Genomic DNA, 16,205 nt, shown 5'->3' on the forward strand with positions numbered 1-16,205 from the left:
TCGGGAGACTCAGGCCGTCGCGGCGCGCAACGGATTTTTCCATTGCACGAGCAACGCCGCGACGAGCAGCGCGACGAGTCCGGGAATGGCGGGCCACAGGAACAGTTCCGACGTGAGCAAGTAGCTCTTGGCCTGAAACTCGATCTTCTGCGCGCGATCGATCGCCTTGAACGCGGATTCGATCGTGCTGGTTTCCGCGGCGCGGTAGAAACGGCCGCCCGTCGTTTCCGCGATATCGCGCAGCGCCGATTCATCGAGATCGGACATGACGCGGCGGTAGCCCAGCTTCTTGCCTTTGTCGTCGAAGACGGGAAACGGCACGATGCCGTCGCGGCCCGCGCCGATCGTGTAGACCGGCACGCCGCGCGCTTTCGCGAGTTCCGCGGCTTGAGCGGGCGTGAGCGAGCCGCGGTTGTTGGCGCCGTCGGTGAGGAGCACGACGAAGGCGCCCTGACGTTTGCCACCGCTTTCGTGTTTCGCCTGTTCGAGCCGCGTCAACGCCACGCCGAGTCCGTCGCCGATCGCGGTGCCGTCCTCAATCAGGCCGATCTTCAAACGCTCCAGCTGGCGTGCGAGCCAGTCGTGGTCGAAGGTCAGCGGCGCCATCGTGTAGGAGCGGCCGGAGAAGAGCACGATGCCGATGCGGTCGGCGGGACGCTGTTCGATGAACGCCTGGATGACGGGCTTGATTGCCTGGAGACGGTTGATGCGATCGCCGCCGCGCTCGTAATCCTCCGACAACATCGAGCCGGAAAGATCGATCGCGAGCATGATGTCGTAGCCCTGCGAATGGACCTCGCGCTTGTCCTCGACGCGCTGCGGCCGGGCGAGGGCGACGATCAACAAGGCCGCGCCGATCAGAGCAAGAATCATCGGCCACCGCGAAACCGACGCGAGCGAAGGACGATGCCAGGCCGCGGCAAACGGCACGAGCAGAACGGGAACGCTGCGTCGTCCGCGCAGCCACACGAGGGCGAACAACGCGACCAGCGCCAGAAACCAAAGCGGATGCGCGAAGCGGAAATTCGAGAAGCTCCAAACCGCAAAGGAAACGGACGAAAGATCCAGAAAGGCGGACATTGATGAGGGAAAACGCGGCAGCTCGGTCAGCGGGCGTTCATGCGCGCGTGGAAAAAACGCACGAGCGCATCGAGGCGGTTTTCGTCGGTGCCGACGACGAGCCGGCTGAGTGGCGCGGGAAAAAGCGAACGCCACGCGGCCTCGCGCTCCTCGCGCCACGCGGCGTGCGCGGCGCGTTCGGCGGCGTTGCCCTCGAGCGTCACGAGCCGGCCGGAGATCGGATCGTAAGCGGCGAAGGCGTCGCCGGCGGGCAGTTCGCGATCCCACGGATCGTCGACGCGAAAGCCCATCGTCTGGTAGCGCCGCTGGATGACGGTCCAGCCGTCGGGCTCGGGGCGCGGCGGGAAATCGCCGAGCCAGAGCAGCACGCTGTGTTTCGGCGCGGCGCGGGCGAGCAGCCGCCACGGGATTTCGGAGAGCGGAGAGCGCAGATCGGTGATCGGCGGCGGCGGCTGGGAAAGGAGAGAGGCGGCGGCGTGGAGAATCGCGCCACGGCCGCGCACGGGTTCGCGGAAAAGATGTCCGCTGGGCGAGGCGTGGACGAAGCCGACGCGGTCGCGATTCACCGCGCCGAGCAGCATCACGAGACCGGCGAGCTCGAGCAGGGCGTCGCGCTTCGATTGCGCGCCGGAACCGAAATTGAGCGACGGCGAATCCTCAAACACGACGAGCAGCGTGACCTCGCGTTCCTCGACGAATTTCTTCCGATACGGCTCGCCGAGCCGGGCGGTGACATTCCAGTCGATGTCGCGGACATCGTCGCCGAATTCGTAGCGGACGACCTGGTCGAACTCCATGCCGCGTCCGCGAAACGTCGAACGATACTCGCCGCTGAGCACGTTTTCGACGGCGTGGCGCACGCGCCATTCGAGCTGCCGGAGCAGCGCGAGCGGATTCTCGATTTTCGATTTGGACGTTTCGGTGGCCATGCGGAGCGCGCGTGAAAGCGCAGGCGAACGCGACGACGAGCGGGAGCGGACGGACCTATTTCGCCGGCACGGGCGTCTGTTCGATCAGCTGGCCGATGATCCGGTCGGCCGTGATTTCCTCCGCCTCGGCCTCGTAAGTGCGGCCGATACGGTGCCGCATGACGTCGGGCGCGATTTCCTGGATGAGCGCAGGCGAGACGTAGTCGACGCCGCGGAGCCAGGCGAGGGCGCGGCTGGCTTGGAACAGCGCAAGCGAGGCGCGCGGCGAGGCGCCGAAGGTGAGCCATTTCTTTTTCCCGTTGGCGCCGGCTTCGGGCGCTTCGGCGAGCGCGCGCGTGGCGCGGACGAGCGAGAGGATGTAACCCTGCACGGCGGGCGAGACGTGGATGCGGTCGACCTCGGCGCGCAGTTCCAGGAGTTCTGCGCCGCTGGAAACGGGTTCGAGCGCGGGCTGCTTGGTGACTTGGCCCCAGCGCTGCATCATGGACGCCTCTTCGTCGGCGGTCGGATAATCGACGAGCAGCTTGAAGAGAAAGCGATCGGTCTGCGCCTCGGGCAGCGGGTAGGTGCCTTCCTGTTCGACCGGATTCTGCGTGGCCATGACGAAAAACGGTTTCGGCAGCGGATGCGTGCCACCGCCGATCGTCACCTGGCGTTCCTGCATGGCCTCGAGCAGCGCGCTTTGGACTTTCGCGGGGGCGCGGTTGATTTCGTCGGCCAGGAGCAGATTGGCGAAAATAGGACCGCGGTGGGCGCTGAACTCGCCGGTTTTGGGCTGGAAAATCATGGTGCCGACGACGTCGCTCGGCAGCAGGTCGGGAGTGAACTGGATGCGCTCGAACTGGACGCCGAGGGCGGTGCCGAGGGATTTGACGAGCAAGGTCTTCGCGAGGCCCGGCATGCCTTCGAGCAGCACGTGGCCGTTGGCAAGCAGCGCGACGAGGAGGCGTTCCACGACGGCGTCCTGACCGATGACGGCCTTGCCGATTTCAGCGCGAAGTTTTTCTGACCAGGAAGGTCCGGTGATCATTGGGCGGAAAAGAAGGTTGAAGCGGAGGGTCGTGTGACTTGGCGAGGGGGAAGATGTTTCGCAGACAGAGGCCGGAAGGGACCACGAAATAGCACGGAACGCGCGAAATGAAGCCGGATTTCGGAGAACGCCGGCTCGCACACCGGGCGAGGTTCGTTCGTAATTCCGGAGTTTCGTGATCCAATTCGGTCGGATTGAGGAGCGAAACGCGGACGCATGGCTTTACCAACCCAAATTTACGAACGCCTTGAGCGGCTCGGCATCTCCCTGGGGGACGTGGACGAGCGGTTCGTGCGCGGCAGCGGCCCGGGCGGACAGAAAATCAACAAAACCTCGTCGACGGTCTGGCTGCGACACCGTCCGACCGGCGTCGAAGTGCGGTGTCAGGCCGAGCGGTCGCAGACCGCCAATCGCGAGGAAGCGTGGCGGGAACTATGCGACCGGCTGGAGCAGCGGGCGCGGGCGGGCGTCCTCGCGGCCCGCCAGGCGCGCGAGACGGAGCGACGCCGCACCCGGCAGAAATCGCGCGGCCAGAAGGCTCGGATGATCGACGCGAAACGCCGGCGGTCGAAATCCAAGGCCGCGCGGCGGCCGGTCGCCGACGACTAGCCGGCATGCCGGCGAAGCCACCGTGAATCAGCTGGCGTGGCGGGTCAGCCGCGAGGCGCAGCGGCGGGTGCGCGCAAGCACCGCGACCGCGAGGAGCAACCCGGCGAAGAGGCCGACCGTGCCGGATTCGGGAACTCCGGTGAGACGAAAATTGTGAATGATTGCCGAAGCCGTCTGATATTCGCCGGGCTCATTCACAAAGAGGTCGAGTTCGCCGAAAGCAAAGTTGGGCGGTGGCAGGGCGGGGTCGAAATTGGGGAAGGTTCCGTTGGGATACGCCAGGACCAGGGAGAAGCCGAAACGCGAGAGGGCATTCGGGGAAGAGGTGGCGTAAAGGAAAAGCCAGTCGCCAGTGCCGGTCGTCCCGTCGCTGAGGGTGACGGAAACGTGGCTTCCCAGTTCGAGGCGCACGTTGCTAAGTTCGAAGAACATGTCGCCGGCACCGGCGGTCGCCCGAATGCCGCCACCGGAGCCGTAGTAAATCGGACTGTTCTCCAGCGGATTCAGAAGGGGCAGGTCGAGCGGATAGGTAAACGTCAGCGACAGCGGCGTGCCGAGCTTCACGGACGCGTCGAACAGGTGCGGCGCGTTGCCGTCCAGGGCGGTGATGGGAGCCGAAAGTCCAAACTGCACCAGCTGGGCGCGCATGAGGCCAGTGGCCACGAGGGAGGAAACAACGACAGCGCGGAGAAGAGGTTTCATGGCTGCAGGCGATCAGCGAGTGCGGCGCTGGCGAAGGCGAGGGGGAAACCGACAAAAAGCTCCGAATCGGATATCAACTTAACGCCGACCCGACGCAAAAAAACGGTGACGACGTGGACGCGAACCGCGGTCCTGGCGGTCGGCCAAAGCAGGCGCGGGGCAAAGCTCGGTCACGCGGGCAGCGCGACGACGGCGTCCCCGACGCGAAGGCATCCCGACTTCGTTTCGTGAATGAAATTCTGGCCGAAATTCACATCCGACGGGTCGGCGGCGTCGCGACGATAGGTCGCGAGTGTGCGCAGCGGTTCCCTACCGCGTTCGCCGGTGAGTTGATCCGTGGTGGTGACGACGCAGCGTCCGCAGGGCCCGGCGGCGCGGAGCACGATGTCGCCGATGCGAACCCGCGGCCATGTGTCTTCGGCAAACGCTGGGCAGCCGGCGATGACGAGATTGGGACGAAAACGGTTCATCGGCACCGGCTCCTCGCCGCTTTCGGCGAGGCGATCGTTGAGATCGACGAGCGAGGCTTCACCGATCGCGAGAAACGGAACCGCGTCGGCGAAGTTCACGACATCGCCGTCGCGCGCCGCGGATTTGAGAATCGGTCGACAAAACTGTGCGCCGGCGCGGACGAGGCGGCACTCGACGCCGAGCAGCGACGTCAACCAGCGCGCGGCATCATCGCCGCAGTCCTCGGCGAGCAGGCCCTCGCTGCGCCAGATCGAAACTGTGACCGGCGAAACCGCGCCGGACGCGTGGAGCGGGACCGCGATCGGGCCGGCGCCGTCGGACGCAAGCACAAGGTCCGTCGCGGTGAGCTGCGGCGCGATGCGCGCCAGGCGGGGCAGCGTGCGTTGCGTGAGAAAGCGGCCGGTGCGATCGACGATCAGAAAACGCCGGTCGCCGACGACCCCGAGCGCATCGACCTGGGCTGTGGTGACGGCGGTGCCGCGCAGCGATTTGACCGGATAAACGTAGAGCCCGGAAAGGTGCATGGCGTCACATGCGACGATAGAACGCGAGGTAGCGCGCCTGATTGGGCGCGGTGGTGAACTCGGTAGGCGTGACGCCGTTGAGTCCGTAGCAGATGCGCAGGCGGTCGCGGACCAGTTGGAAAATGCCCGGGATTGTGCGGCCGGCGTTGGGGCCGGATTCGCCGCGCAGGACGATCACCTTTTCCGCGCTGCTCGCATCCGTTTCGAAGGCGCCCTGATCGATGATCCGGCCGTTGAAGCGCACGGCATACGTGGCGGCGGTCAGATGGAGTTCGGTGTGTTGCGCGACGAGTTCGGGCGCGGATTCGCCGTCGAGCTCGGCACGAATCATTTGCCAGCGACCGGGAAGAGAAAGCGGAGCGTGAGGCATCGCGACGGCTCAGGTGCGTTTCACGATCTCGCGCGGCGTGGTTTCGACGACGCCGGGCGCGGCGAGCTCTTTCGCGCCGCGCGCGCCCAGTTCGGCGAAACGACGGGCGCCGGGGAGCACGGAAGCCTCGAAGGAGCCCACGGCGGCGTTGTAGCCCTTCAACGCGTTTTCGAGCGCGCGGCCGATCTTGTCGAGATTGTCGGCGAAGGTCGCGATGCGATCGTAGAGCTGGCGGCCGAGGAGACTGATCTCCTCGGCGTTTTTCGAAATCGATTCCTGGCGCCAACCGTAGGCGGCGGCCTTGAGCAGCGCGATGAGGGTCGAAGGCGTGGCGAGCAGGACGCGTTTCGAAATCGCGCGATCCATCAAGGTGCTGTCGGCGTGCAACGCGGCGCCGAGGAACTGATCGCCGGGGAGAAAAAGCACGACGAATTCGGGCGCGGGTTGAAACTGCTCCCAGTAGTTTTTCGCGCCGAGCGCGTCGATGTGGCCCCGGACCTTCTGCGCGTGTTCGGCGAGGCGCGTGGCGCGGAGGGTTTCGTCGGTGGTTTCGCTGGCGGCGCGAAACGCTTCGAGCGGAGTCTTGGCGTCGACGACGATGCGCTGACCGCCGGGCAGGCGCACGACGAGATCGGCGCGGAGATTGCCGGACGTTTCCTGTTCGCAGAAATCGCAGTAGCCGAGCATGTCGGCCATCTCGACGACGCGGCGCAGCTGGAGTTCGCCCCAGCTGCCGGCGTAGGTGGTGGAGCGGAGCGCGGTGGAGAGGCGCGAGGCCTCGGTTTGGAGCTGGAGCTGCGCGGTGTTAAGCGAGCGGAGCTGTTCGGAGAGCGTGCCGTAGGCTTCCTTTCGGGCGTTTTCGATGGCGCCGATCTTGGCGTCGACCTGCTGGAGGGATTCCTTGAGCGGTTTCACCAAGGCGTCGATCGCCTGCTGGCGTTTGTCGAGATCGCCGATCGACTGCTGCTGCAGATTGGAGAACGTTTCGCGGGCGAGCTCGAGGAATACGGCGTTGTTGCGGCTGAGGGCGTCGGCCGAGAGCGCCTTGAATTCCGCGGTGAGGCGGGCATGCGCATCGGTGAGCGCGGCGAGTTTCTCGGTGGCGGAGGCGCGTTCCGAAGCGAGTTGCGTCGACAGCTGGGTGTTGGCGGACGTGAGTTGCGCGAACTCGGTGCGGGCGGCGGCGAGATCGGTTTGGAGGCGTTGTTGTTCTTCGCCGGCGATCCGGAGCCGTTCGCGCAGCGGTGCGTGCCGGGCGGATACAAAGAGCCAGACGATGAGGCCGCTGAGGCCGGCGGCGATGACGGCGACGGAGAGATCCACGGCCGCAGTTTTCGGCGGATTGCGGGCGACGCAATCCCGGAGGCGCGACGGCTGGCCGTGGTGGGAAGTTGGCGACACGAAAAATCGGAATGCGCACGTGAAGCGCCGCTCATATTTTGCCAGCGAGATGCCCCCCTTGACACGTCTGCGCGGGGCCGACATTCACTCATAACGCGGGGGAGTGGACGCGGGCGAACGCGCCGGCGGATCGGCTCCCCGCCCGTCCGCCGATGCTCACCGAAAACATTCCTGCGCCGCCTGCGGTGGCCACCAAACCGCACGTGTTGGTCGTTGACGACGAATACGGACCTCGCGAGTCGATCGCGTTTACGCTGTCCGCGGAGTTCACGGTCGAGACAGCCGAGCGGGCCAGCGAGGCGCTGGCCAAGCTGCGCGCGAAGATTTTCTCGGTGGTGGTGCTCGACATCCGCATGCCGGAGATGGACGGGATCCGCGCCCTCGAGGAGATCCGGAAGATCGATCCGCTCGTGTCGGTTGTAATGTTAACTGGATACGGCACGCTGTTGACGGCGCAGCAGGCGATGCTCGCCGGGGCAAACCAGTATCTGCGCAAGCCGCCGGATATCGCGGAGTTGATCGATGCGGTGCGCAAGCAGTCGGAGGCGACGCGCATGCGCCGGCATCAGGCGCGGCTCAGCAACGAAGCGCGCGAGATGAACGCGGCGCTGAAGCGCGAGATCGAGGAGAAGCAGCCGCACATCTGGCAGGGCCGGGCGTCGGTCGAGCTGGTGCACGATTTGAACAATCCGCTGACGGTGGTCGTGGGTTATGCGGCGCTGCTGGTGGAGGAGGCGCGCGCGGTGGCGGCGGTGGATGCGGAGCGCGGGCGGCGGCTGCGCGACTATGCGGGCATCGTCGAGAAGGCGGCGGAGTATTGTCATCACCTTTCGGAGAACTGGCGGGCGGCGTCGAAACAGGCCACGGAGTTCACGCGGCTCGATCTCGTGCACGTGATCCAGGAGGTCCGGCACGTGGTGTTTTTCGGCGAGATCGCGGTGCAGTTCAGCGGTTTGAATTCGGCGATGGTGCGCGGCTCGAAATTCGAGCTGATGCGGGTGTTTCAGAACCTGTTCAAGAACGCGCTCGAGGCCGGAGCGAAACAACTGATGGTGTCGGTGAGCCGGAGCGGCGATCGCGTCGAGGTGACGGTGGTCGACAACGGCGCCGGCATGGATGCGGAGCACGTGCGCCGGGCCCTGAAGGGCGGGTTCAGCAGCAAGGAGCATGGCACGGGACTCGGGCTCAGCATTTGTCGTCATTTGCTGGGCACGCATGGCGCGTCACTGGTGCTGGAATCCGCGCCGGGCAAGGGCACCACGGTGCGCATCGTCTTTCCTTCGTTGACCTGACGGCGAGATGAAGCGCCGTCGCGTCAAGATCACCGGCTTGGGGCCGGTCACGCCGGCCGGCATCGGGCGGGCGGCGTTTTGGAAAGGAATTCAGGAGCCGGTCAGCCGCGTCGGGGCGGTGAAGAAGTTTCCCGACGAGGCGGGGGCGTTCGTGGCGGCGGAGGTGAAAGGTTTCCGGCTGGAGGAATTCGCGCCGGGAGTAAACAGCAAGCGGATGCCGCGCCACACGCAGTTTGCACTCGCGGGCGCGGTGCTGGCGCTGGCGGATGCGGGGTTGACGCTCGAGAATCTGCGCGGCCGGGCCCCGCTGGTGATCATCGGCGCCTCGCTGATGGATTTCGGTGCCATCAACAAAGGCGTCGATCTCGTGCTTCGTCGCGGGCCGGTGAATGCGTTGCCGGGGTCGGTGTTTTCGGCATCCGTGAGCTCGATCAGCGGCACGATCGGCGAGGTCATCGGGGGGACGACGCGGACGCTCGCATTGCAGAGCGCGTGTTGTGCCGGCCTCGACGCGATCGGTCACGCTGCCGAGATGGTGGCGAGCGGCGAAACGGACATCGCATTGTGCGGCGGGACGGAGGCGCCGTTGTTTTTTCATCCGATGCTGGAGCTCAAGATGGCCGGATTGGCGCCCGGCAATCCGGAGTATCCAGAACGTCAATGCAGGCCTTTCGATCTTTGGCGCACCACTGGCGTGATCGGCGAGGGCGCGGCGGTCCTGCTGCTCGAACCGGAAGATAGTCCGCGGCCGGGTTACGGTTTCGTGGAAGGGTATGCGTTTGCGTCCGACCCGCTGGACAAGATCGGCGCCGGACTGGGCGATGCGATCCGGATGGCGCTCGCGAATTCGGGCGTGCGACCCAATCAGATCGAGAGCATCAATGCCTGGGGGCCGGGCCACAAGATCATCGACGCGGCGGAAGCCCGGACCCTGCAGGAGGTTTTTCAGTCGGAGCTGTCGTCGATTCCCGCGGTTTCGATCAAAGGCGCGATCGGGAACCCGCTGGGCGCCGCGGGGGCGATTCAGGTCGCGAGTGCGGTGCTGGCGATGCAGAACTCGACCCTGCTGCCGACGGTGAACTGGCGCTTTGCCGATCCGGCCTGCCCGTTAAACTTGTGCGGCAGCGTCCGATATGTTCCGCATGAGAAAACGTTGGTGAATGCCCACGGGCTCTCGGGCACGAACTCATGCTTGGTGCTGGCACGTTAACCTTTAATCCCACGGTTGGAGCGGCGGTCGCAGCCGTCATCGTTGGCTTTGCGGCGTTCTGGTCGAACCCGCGGCGCTCGATCAATCAGGCATTTTTTTCCGCGTCGGTGCACGTGGCCATCTGGCTATGGGCGCTGCAAATGGCGGTGACGAGCGATGACGGCCTGTTTTGGGTGAGGGTGAATTCGTCGATCGGGGCGTTCTTCCCGATGCAGCTTTGGCTCATCAAGGACTGCATCGTGACGGGTGGTTCATCGTTGAGCGGAATCCTGCGAATCCGGCGCTGGTGGCTGCTATCGATGTTCGCCTTGGGGGTGGTGCCGTTTACCGGCTGGTTTATTCCGCACGATCCGTCGCCGGGGATCGCCCCTCGCGGCGCGGGCTACTACCTTTACATCGTCGCATTGCTCTCCTTCTACGTGGTGCACGGCCGGGAAACGATTCGCGATATGCGCGCGCGCGCCGGAGTCAGCCGGTTGGAGTTGCAGATCGTTTTGCTCGGCGGCTCATCGGCGGCGGTCGTCGTCCTGATGTTGATGGCCATGCGGGCGATGTTCGGTGTCCCCTGGCTGATCCGTCTCCAGCCGCTGGTAATCCTGTTTTTCTACACGGGGATGGTGGTCGCGATCACCACCTATCGGATGTTTGACGCCCGCCAGTTGATTTTGGTGATCCTGGAAAAGACTTCCCTGATCGTGGCGGTGGCGGGGGCGGCGTTTGTCGTTCATACCGTTTGTGTCTATTTCTTCGCCGAGCCGATTGCGTTGCTCGCGGCCACGGCGGTGGGCTTGTGGCTGGCCCAAGTCCTGAACAAATCGCTCGACCGCTGGTTTCATTTCTTCCCGGAAGCGACCGCGGCACGACAGGCGGCTTTTGCCGTTATCCGGCGGGAAACGCGGATCGAGGAACTGGAAAAGTCCTTCGCCGACATTCTCAAGGGCTGGGGCCATACGGAGCACGCCGTGCTCATGTCGGGGACGCGAGGCCTGCTGCGCGGCGCCGGCGTCGAACTGCCGGAGGAATCCGCCGTCGTTCGCGGCTTGCGTCAGCTGCGCTGGGCGACGCCGGAACGCCTCGCGCGCGAACGGCCCACGCCCGACCGCATGGTCGTCGGCGCATTCCTGACCGAGCATCGCCTCGGCGCGCTGGTGATCGGCGAAGGGCCGACGTTGACGGCCCTCGTCGGCGTCGGCGTCGCGGCCTCGCGCCGTCCCTACACGTATCCGCAGATCACGCAGCTCCTCGAACTCGCATCGATCATGGAGAGCGCGCTCGAGCGCGCGCATTTTTCCGTCAAGGCGCAGCACGCCGAGCAACTCGCGACGGTCGGCCTCCTCGGCGCGAGTCTCGCGCACGAGATCCGCAACCCGCTCGTCACGATCAAAACCTTCGTGCAACTGCTGCCGCAGCACTACCAGGACCAGCGTTTCCGCGACAAATTTTTCGCACTGATCGGCGAGGAGGTTTCGCGCATCGACCGATTGACGGAGCAGTTGCTCGATCTCGCGTCGCCGCGCGCTTACAAAGCGGAGCCGTTGCAACTGCATCCGGTGTTGCGCACGAGCCTCGAACTCGTGGCTGCGAAGGCGACGGACAAGCGCATCGAGTTCGTCATGGATTTTCGGGCCGAGCGCGATCACGCGTTCACGGATGCCTCGGCGGCGAAGCAGGTCGTCCTCAATCTTTGTCTCAACGCAATCCAGGCCGTCGAGGCGCATCCCAACGGCGAGCGCTGGGTGAAGGTCGCGACGCGCAACGTTCCCCGCGGGGTCGAGATGTCGGTCGAGGACAGCGGTCCGGGGATCGCGCCGGAGATCCGGCCGCGTTTATTTCAACCTTTCCAATCGACAAAGTCATCGGGCTTTGGGCTGGGCTTGGCGATCTGCAGCGACATCCTCGCTGGACTTGACGCCACGATCAGCGTTGATCCGTCCACGCCTGGCCGCGGTGCCTTGTTCCGCGTCGTCTTTCCATGTCCAGCCTAGTCATCCTCGCGACCGCCGATCTCGCCCTCGCCGACGCCTGGGAGCGTCAGCTCCCGGCCGGGCGCACGGTCGTGCGCTTTTCGCCGCAGGCCTTTCCGGTCGGCACCTCGCCGGGATTCACCGCGGTCGTGGTGCTGGACGCCGCGACCGAAACGGCGTTGCCTGGACATCTGGCCAAGTGTCCGACGATTTATGTCGGCGAGCCGCGCAGCCTGCCGTTCGAGCAGGCCAAGCTCGCGGGTCGGGCGCGGGTCTACCTGTCCTACGAGGAAAGTGCCTCCCGGCTGCGCGAACTGCTGCCGCTGATCGAGGAACTCGCGGAGAAGCAGTCGATGGTGGAACTGTTGACGGAAAAAGCTCGTCGTCCGGGCGCGGTGCGCGCGCCGGTCCGCAGCAACGCCGGCATGGAAGCCGCCGAACTGTGGGATTTCCTCGAAGGGGCGGTGGAAAACTTGGATACGCGCGACCGCCTGATCGCGGAGTTCCGCCGCGCGTCGCGTTACCTGCTGCATGCATCGCACGCGGTGTTTTTCCTGCGTGAGGCGGATGGGTTTCGCGCGGATCGCGGCACGTCGTTTTTTCCCGCGGACGACCCGCTGGTGGTCTTTTTGGAAATGTATCCGGCGGTCATCGACGGTGCGCACTGGCACAGTCCGGCCGATCCCGTGGCGGAACTCGCGGTGCGCAACCGGCTCGCGCTCTGGGGCGCGCGGCTGCTCGTGCCGGTGCACGACAACGGCCGGCTTCTCGGCTTGATCGCGCTCGGGGTCCGCGACGACGGCCAACCGTATGATGAGGCGGATCACGGACGCGCGGTGTTCTTCGCGCGGCTTCTCCGACATTTTCTTTCGAAATCGGCGCTGCTCGGCCGGCTGTACAACATCGCCGAGCAGGCGAAGATCGGCGCGAAATACCTGCCGAGCACGCTCGTGCTCGGTGCGGACGAAGGCGCGCCGCGGCACGTGCCGCTGGTCGTGCGCGACCTGATCGGCCAGGCGCGACGTTCGCGCGAAGTGTGCCGCGTCATGCCGTCCGCCGGGCAGCCATTCCGCGCGAGCGCGGGCTTGATCGCGGAGACCGGCGGCGTGTGGGCGTTCTGGGAGGAGGCGAGCGCCGAGGTGCATGACGCGAGCGCGCGCCAGCACGCCAGCCGGCGGAATCTGTTGCGCGAACTCGGACTCACGCTGAGCCACGAACTGGGCAACTCGCTCGTCTCGCTGGCGATGTTCCGCCAGACCGGCCCCGAGCAGACGCTGCCGCCGACCCTGTTGCAGACCGTGAAAGAGGATGTGGCGAAGCTCGAAACGGTGAACCGACACCTCGGGCTGCTGCAGGCGCTCGAGGAGGCGGAGGTGGAGCCGGTGGACGTGCGGGAGGTGGCGCAGACGATCGGGCATTCGCTGGGGCTGCGCGTCGAAGTAGGGCCCGATCCGGTGGTGCTGCATGCCAGCCGCAAGCTGCTCGATTTCGCGCTGCGCTCGCTCATCGGCACGATCGCCGAGAATCGCGGCGAGCTCGGGACGCGCGATCTCACGTTGCAGGTGCGCTCGACCGGCGCGAAGGCGGAGCTGACCGCGCTGTTTTCGATCAAGGGCAAGCAGCTCGAACTCGAGGGGATTCTGCCGGAGCCGTCGGAAGGCTCGGTGCCGAACCAAGGGCGGATGGCGGTATTTCTCGCGAAGGAAGTGCTGCGCCTTCACCGCGGCGAGATTCACGCCGGACCGGGCCTTGAGGGCACGGAGATTTTGATTTCGCTGCGCAGCCGGTAACGCATGAGCGCGTCGCCATCGGAGTTTGCCGCCGCGGTCGAACGCTGGTTGACCGCCGATCCGCGGGTGCGCGTCGCGATCCTTTTTGGCTCCAGCGCCCGCACGCAGCACGAGCACGCGGCCGCGGACGACTGGTCGGATCTCGACCTGCACGTGGTCACGACGGATGCGGCGGCGCTCGAGCGCGTGAACTGGCCGGAGGCGCTGCCCGACCAGGAGTTTTGTTTTCAGGCGGTGCGACCCGCGACCGGCGGCGTGCGCAAGGCGACGGTGCTCTTCAAGACCGGGCAACTCGATCTGGTGCTCGTGCCGCTGAGCCGGCTGAAACTCGGCCGGCTCGCGCTGCGCCTCGGATTTCATCGCAAATCCGGCCCCGTGCGGAGCGCGTTCAACGAAATCAACACCTGCATCCGCTCGGGTTACCGGTTTTTGAAGGGCGAGGCCGAGTGGGGCGGTTTTTACGCGCGCATCGCCGGGGAAATGAGCGGCGTGCGACTGAGCGATGACGAGGCCATCCAGCGCGCGGGCGTGTCGCTCTGCGATGCGTTGTGGATCCTGCAGAAACTGGAACGCGGCGAGCTCGCCGCCGCGCAGCACCTGCTGCACCGCTCGCTGGGGGAAACGAATTTCGCGCTCGTGAGGGAGCTGCGATTGCGCCGCGGCGAACCGTTGCCCTCGTTCGGTCTCGGGCGCCGCGTCGAAACGCTCCTGCCGGCGCATGAGCTGGCGTGGGTGCGGATCGATGCGCGGCTGCACGACGCGGAGCTAAAGGCGGCGGTGAGCCGCGCGCTGCAGGGACTCGCGGCGTTGATGGCGGAACTGGTGCCGGCGTGGCGCGTGCCGCCGGAAATGGCCGCGCTCTTCGAACGGGCCGCGCGTTCCTGACGCGATGACGATGCAACCGGTCTCCGTCATCATTCCCTTTCACGAGGAGCTGACGCTGCTCGAAAAATGCCTCGCCGCGCTGGAGGTGCAGACGTATCCGCGCGAGCACGTCGAGATTCTCGCGATCGACAACGGCACGAAGTCCGATCTCGCGCCGCTGAAGTCGCGTTTCCCGCGAGTGCGCTGGCTCGAAGAAAAACGCGTCGGCTCCTACGCCGCGCGCAATCGCGGGCTGCAGGAGGCGCGCGGCGACGTGATCGCGTTCACCGATTCGGACTGCCTGCCGGCGCCCACCTGGATCGAGGCGGGCGTGCGCGCGCTCGACGCACTCGGCGCGACGATCGTCGGCGGGCGCGTCGACTACCTGGATCCCGGCCGGCCGCTGAACGCCTGCGAGATTTTCGAGGAGATGGTGTTCCTGCTCGGCAACCAGAGATTACTCGTCGAGCGCCGCAGCATCGCGGCCACGGCGAACATTTTCGCGCGGCGCGACGCGATCGCGCGCGTCGGCCCGTTCGACTCCGAGCTGATGACCTTCGGCGACGGTGCCTGGACCATGAACGCGGTGGCGAAAGGCGAAATCCTGCGCTACGCGGACGGCGCCGTGGTGCAGCACCCGCGACGCAGCACGTATCGCGGTGTATCGAGAAAAGCGCGACGCGTGGCCGGCGGAAAGCTGGTGTTGATGAAAAAGGAACGCACGCCCTGGCGCGTGTTCGCGTGGGACCTCTGGCGCTATTCGGTGCTCGATCCGCGAACGCACCTGATGCCGTTCCTGCGGCGCGGCATCGGGATGGGGCGGCGGCTCGAGCTGCTCTGGCTCGCGGAGCGCGTGAGCCTCGCGTGCACGTGGGAGAAGGTCCAGGTGCACCTCGGTCGGCGGGCGTATCGCGGCTGAGGCCGCGTGCGGCTCAGCGCGACTGGAACAGCTCCGCGATCACGTCCTCAAGCGGGACATCCTCGATCGTGATGTCGGCGACGGGGCCGGTGCGGAGAATTTCCTGGGAAGCTTCGACGACCTTCTCGCCCGGCACGGTGAGCGTGAATTTTCCCTCCGGCGCCCGCGACGTGGTGCCGTGCCGTGACTGCCAGGTATCGGGAAACGCCGAGGCTTGCGCGCCTTCCGCCAGCGCGGGCACGAAGGAGATGATCTTCTTGCGCGCGCCGCTCGAGGATTCCAGCCGGACGAGCGGGCCGTCGTAGATCTTCGTGCCCTTGTGGATCACGATCACGCGTTCGCACAGCTCCTTGATGTCGGCCATGTAGTGGCTGGTGAGGAGGATCGTGACGCGGTGGCGGCGGTTGTAATCGCGGAGGAAATTGCGGACGGCCTTCTGCGAAACCACGTCGAGGCCGATCGTGGGCTCGTCGAGGAACAGCACTCGCGGGCGGTGGAGCAGCGCGGCGATCAGTTCCATCTTCATGCGCTCGCCGAGCGAAAGCTCGCGGACCATGACGTTGAGCTTCTTGCCGACGTCGAGCAGTTCGACGAGTTCGTCGAGGGTCGTGCGAAACTGATCCGCGGGCAGCGCGTAGATCGCGCGCAGCAGGTGAAAGGATTCGATCGCGGGAAGGTCCCACCAGAGCTGGTTTTTTTGTCCGAGCACCAGGGCGAAGATGCGGCGGTAGGCATTTTCGCGTTTGGTCGGATCGAAACCGGCGACACGCGCGGAGCCGCTCGTCGGGTAAATCAAGCCGGACAGCATCTTGAGCGTCGTGGTCTTGCCCGCGCCGTTGGGACCGAGGAAACCGACGAACTCGCCCTCCGCGATGTTGAACGAGATATCCTTCGCGGCGGCGGTCTCCTCGAACTCGCGACGAAACAGGCCCGTCACCCCGCCCCAGAAACCGGGCTTCTTCTTGTAGGTGCGAAAGACGCGGGTGAGCTGGGACACTTCGATCATGGGCGGCGCATTGAAATGCGATCCGGCGGCGAAGCAAAGCGGAA

General features: G+C 65.8%; 15 protein-coding genes. 7 read left to right on the forward strand and 8 right to left on the reverse strand.

From position 1 onward, the window contains the following. Positions 1 to 9 precede the first annotated feature (9 nt). From AC6RV7_RS12365 to AC6RV7_RS12375, 3 genes are read right to left on the reverse strand one after another with little or no spacing between them, the layout of a single operon-like run. Positions 10 to 1,080, reverse strand: a complete 1,071-nt coding sequence (locus AC6RV7_RS12365) for a vWA domain-containing protein (RefSeq protein ID WP_500094305.1) — start codon at positions 1,078 to 1,080, stop codon at positions 10 to 12. A gap of 26 nt (positions 1,081 to 1,106) precedes the next feature. After that, positions 1,107 to 2,009 (reverse strand): DUF58 domain-containing protein, encoded by a 903-nt coding sequence (locus AC6RV7_RS12370; protein ID WP_500094306.1) that lies wholly within the window; start codon positions 2,007 to 2,009, stop codon positions 1,107 to 1,109. Between the two features lie 55 nt (positions 2,010 to 2,064). Continuing rightward, positions 2,065 to 3,039, reverse strand: a complete 975-nt coding sequence (locus AC6RV7_RS12375; RefSeq protein ID WP_500094307.1) for an AAA family ATPase — start codon at positions 3,037 to 3,039, stop codon at positions 2,065 to 2,067. A gap of 216 nt (positions 3,040 to 3,255) precedes the next feature. Between AC6RV7_RS12375 and AC6RV7_RS12380 the strand changes: the two genes are divergently transcribed. After that, positions 3,256 to 3,648, forward strand: coding sequence for a peptide chain release factor family protein (locus AC6RV7_RS12380; RefSeq protein ID WP_500094308.1), 393 nt, complete (start codon positions 3,256 to 3,258; stop codon positions 3,646 to 3,648). Positions 3,649 to 3,675: 27 nt separating this feature from the next. Here AC6RV7_RS12380 and AC6RV7_RS12385 read toward each other — a convergent pair whose 3' ends face one another. The 4 genes from AC6RV7_RS12385 to AC6RV7_RS12400 form a co-directional block, all read right to left on the reverse strand. Beyond that, entirely contained in the window at positions 3,676 to 4,350 is a 675-nt protein-coding gene (locus AC6RV7_RS12385) for a hypothetical protein (protein ID WP_500094309.1), read from the reverse strand. A gap of 170 nt (positions 4,351 to 4,520) precedes the next feature. After that, positions 4,521 to 5,345 (reverse strand): MOSC domain-containing protein, encoded by an 825-nt coding sequence (locus tag AC6RV7_RS12390; RefSeq protein ID WP_500094310.1) that lies wholly within the window; start codon positions 5,343 to 5,345, stop codon positions 4,521 to 4,523. A gap of 4 nt (positions 5,346 to 5,349) precedes the next feature. After that, the gene (locus tag AC6RV7_RS12395; protein WP_500094311.1) at positions 5,350 to 5,715 is read right to left on the reverse strand and encodes a TIGR03067 domain-containing protein; all 366 of its coding nucleotides are present in this window, start codon (positions 5,713 to 5,715) and stop codon (positions 5,350 to 5,352) included. A 9-nt stretch (positions 5,716 to 5,724) separates the two neighbouring features. After that, positions 5,725 to 7,116, reverse strand: a complete 1,392-nt coding sequence (locus tag AC6RV7_RS12400; protein WP_500094312.1) for a DNA recombination protein RmuC — start codon at positions 7,114 to 7,116, stop codon at positions 5,725 to 5,727. 152 nt (positions 7,117 to 7,268) lie between these two features. On the opposite strand from AC6RV7_RS12400, the gene AC6RV7_RS12405 reads away from it, so the two are divergent. The 6 genes from AC6RV7_RS12405 (at position 7,269) to AC6RV7_RS12430 (ending at position 15,155) form a co-directional block, all read left to right on the forward strand. Continuing rightward, positions 7,269 to 8,408 (forward strand): hybrid sensor histidine kinase/response regulator, encoded by a 1,140-nt coding sequence (locus AC6RV7_RS12405; protein WP_500094313.1) that lies wholly within the window; start codon positions 7,269 to 7,271, stop codon positions 8,406 to 8,408. 7 nt (positions 8,409 to 8,415) lie between these two features. Further along, positions 8,416 to 9,618, forward strand: coding sequence for a beta-ketoacyl-[acyl-carrier-protein] synthase family protein (locus AC6RV7_RS12410; protein ID WP_500094314.1), 1,203 nt, complete (start codon positions 8,416 to 8,418; stop codon positions 9,616 to 9,618). A gap of 113 nt (positions 9,619 to 9,731) precedes the next feature. Further along, positions 9,732 to 11,603 (forward strand): ATP-binding protein, encoded by a 1,872-nt coding sequence (locus AC6RV7_RS12415; RefSeq protein ID WP_500094315.1) that lies wholly within the window; start codon positions 9,732 to 9,734, stop codon positions 11,601 to 11,603. After that, entirely contained in the window at positions 11,591 to 13,372 is a 1,782-nt protein-coding gene (locus tag AC6RV7_RS12420; RefSeq protein ID WP_500094316.1) for a hypothetical protein, read from the forward strand. The genes AC6RV7_RS12415 and AC6RV7_RS12420 overlap by 13 nt, the downstream gene beginning before the upstream one ends. Before the next feature lie 3 nt (positions 13,373 to 13,375). After that, positions 13,376 to 14,257: a hypothetical protein gene (locus AC6RV7_RS12425; RefSeq protein WP_500094317.1), complete on the forward strand. Its 882-nt coding sequence runs from the start codon at positions 13,376 to 13,378 to the stop codon at positions 14,255 to 14,257. Between the two features lie 10 nt (positions 14,258 to 14,267). Beyond that, positions 14,268 to 15,155 (forward strand): glycosyltransferase family 2 protein, encoded by an 888-nt coding sequence (locus tag AC6RV7_RS12430; RefSeq protein ID WP_500094318.1) that lies wholly within the window; start codon positions 14,268 to 14,270, stop codon positions 15,153 to 15,155. A gap of 13 nt (positions 15,156 to 15,168) precedes the next feature. Here the strand turns inward: AC6RV7_RS12430 and AC6RV7_RS12435 are convergent, their stop codons facing one another. Continuing rightward, positions 15,169 to 16,161, reverse strand: a complete 993-nt coding sequence (locus tag AC6RV7_RS12435; protein ID WP_500094319.1) for an ABC transporter ATP-binding protein — start codon at positions 16,159 to 16,161, stop codon at positions 15,169 to 15,171. Positions 16,162 to 16,205 lie beyond the last annotated feature (44 nt).

Source organism: Opitutus sp. sgz309028, from assembly GCF_059821195.1.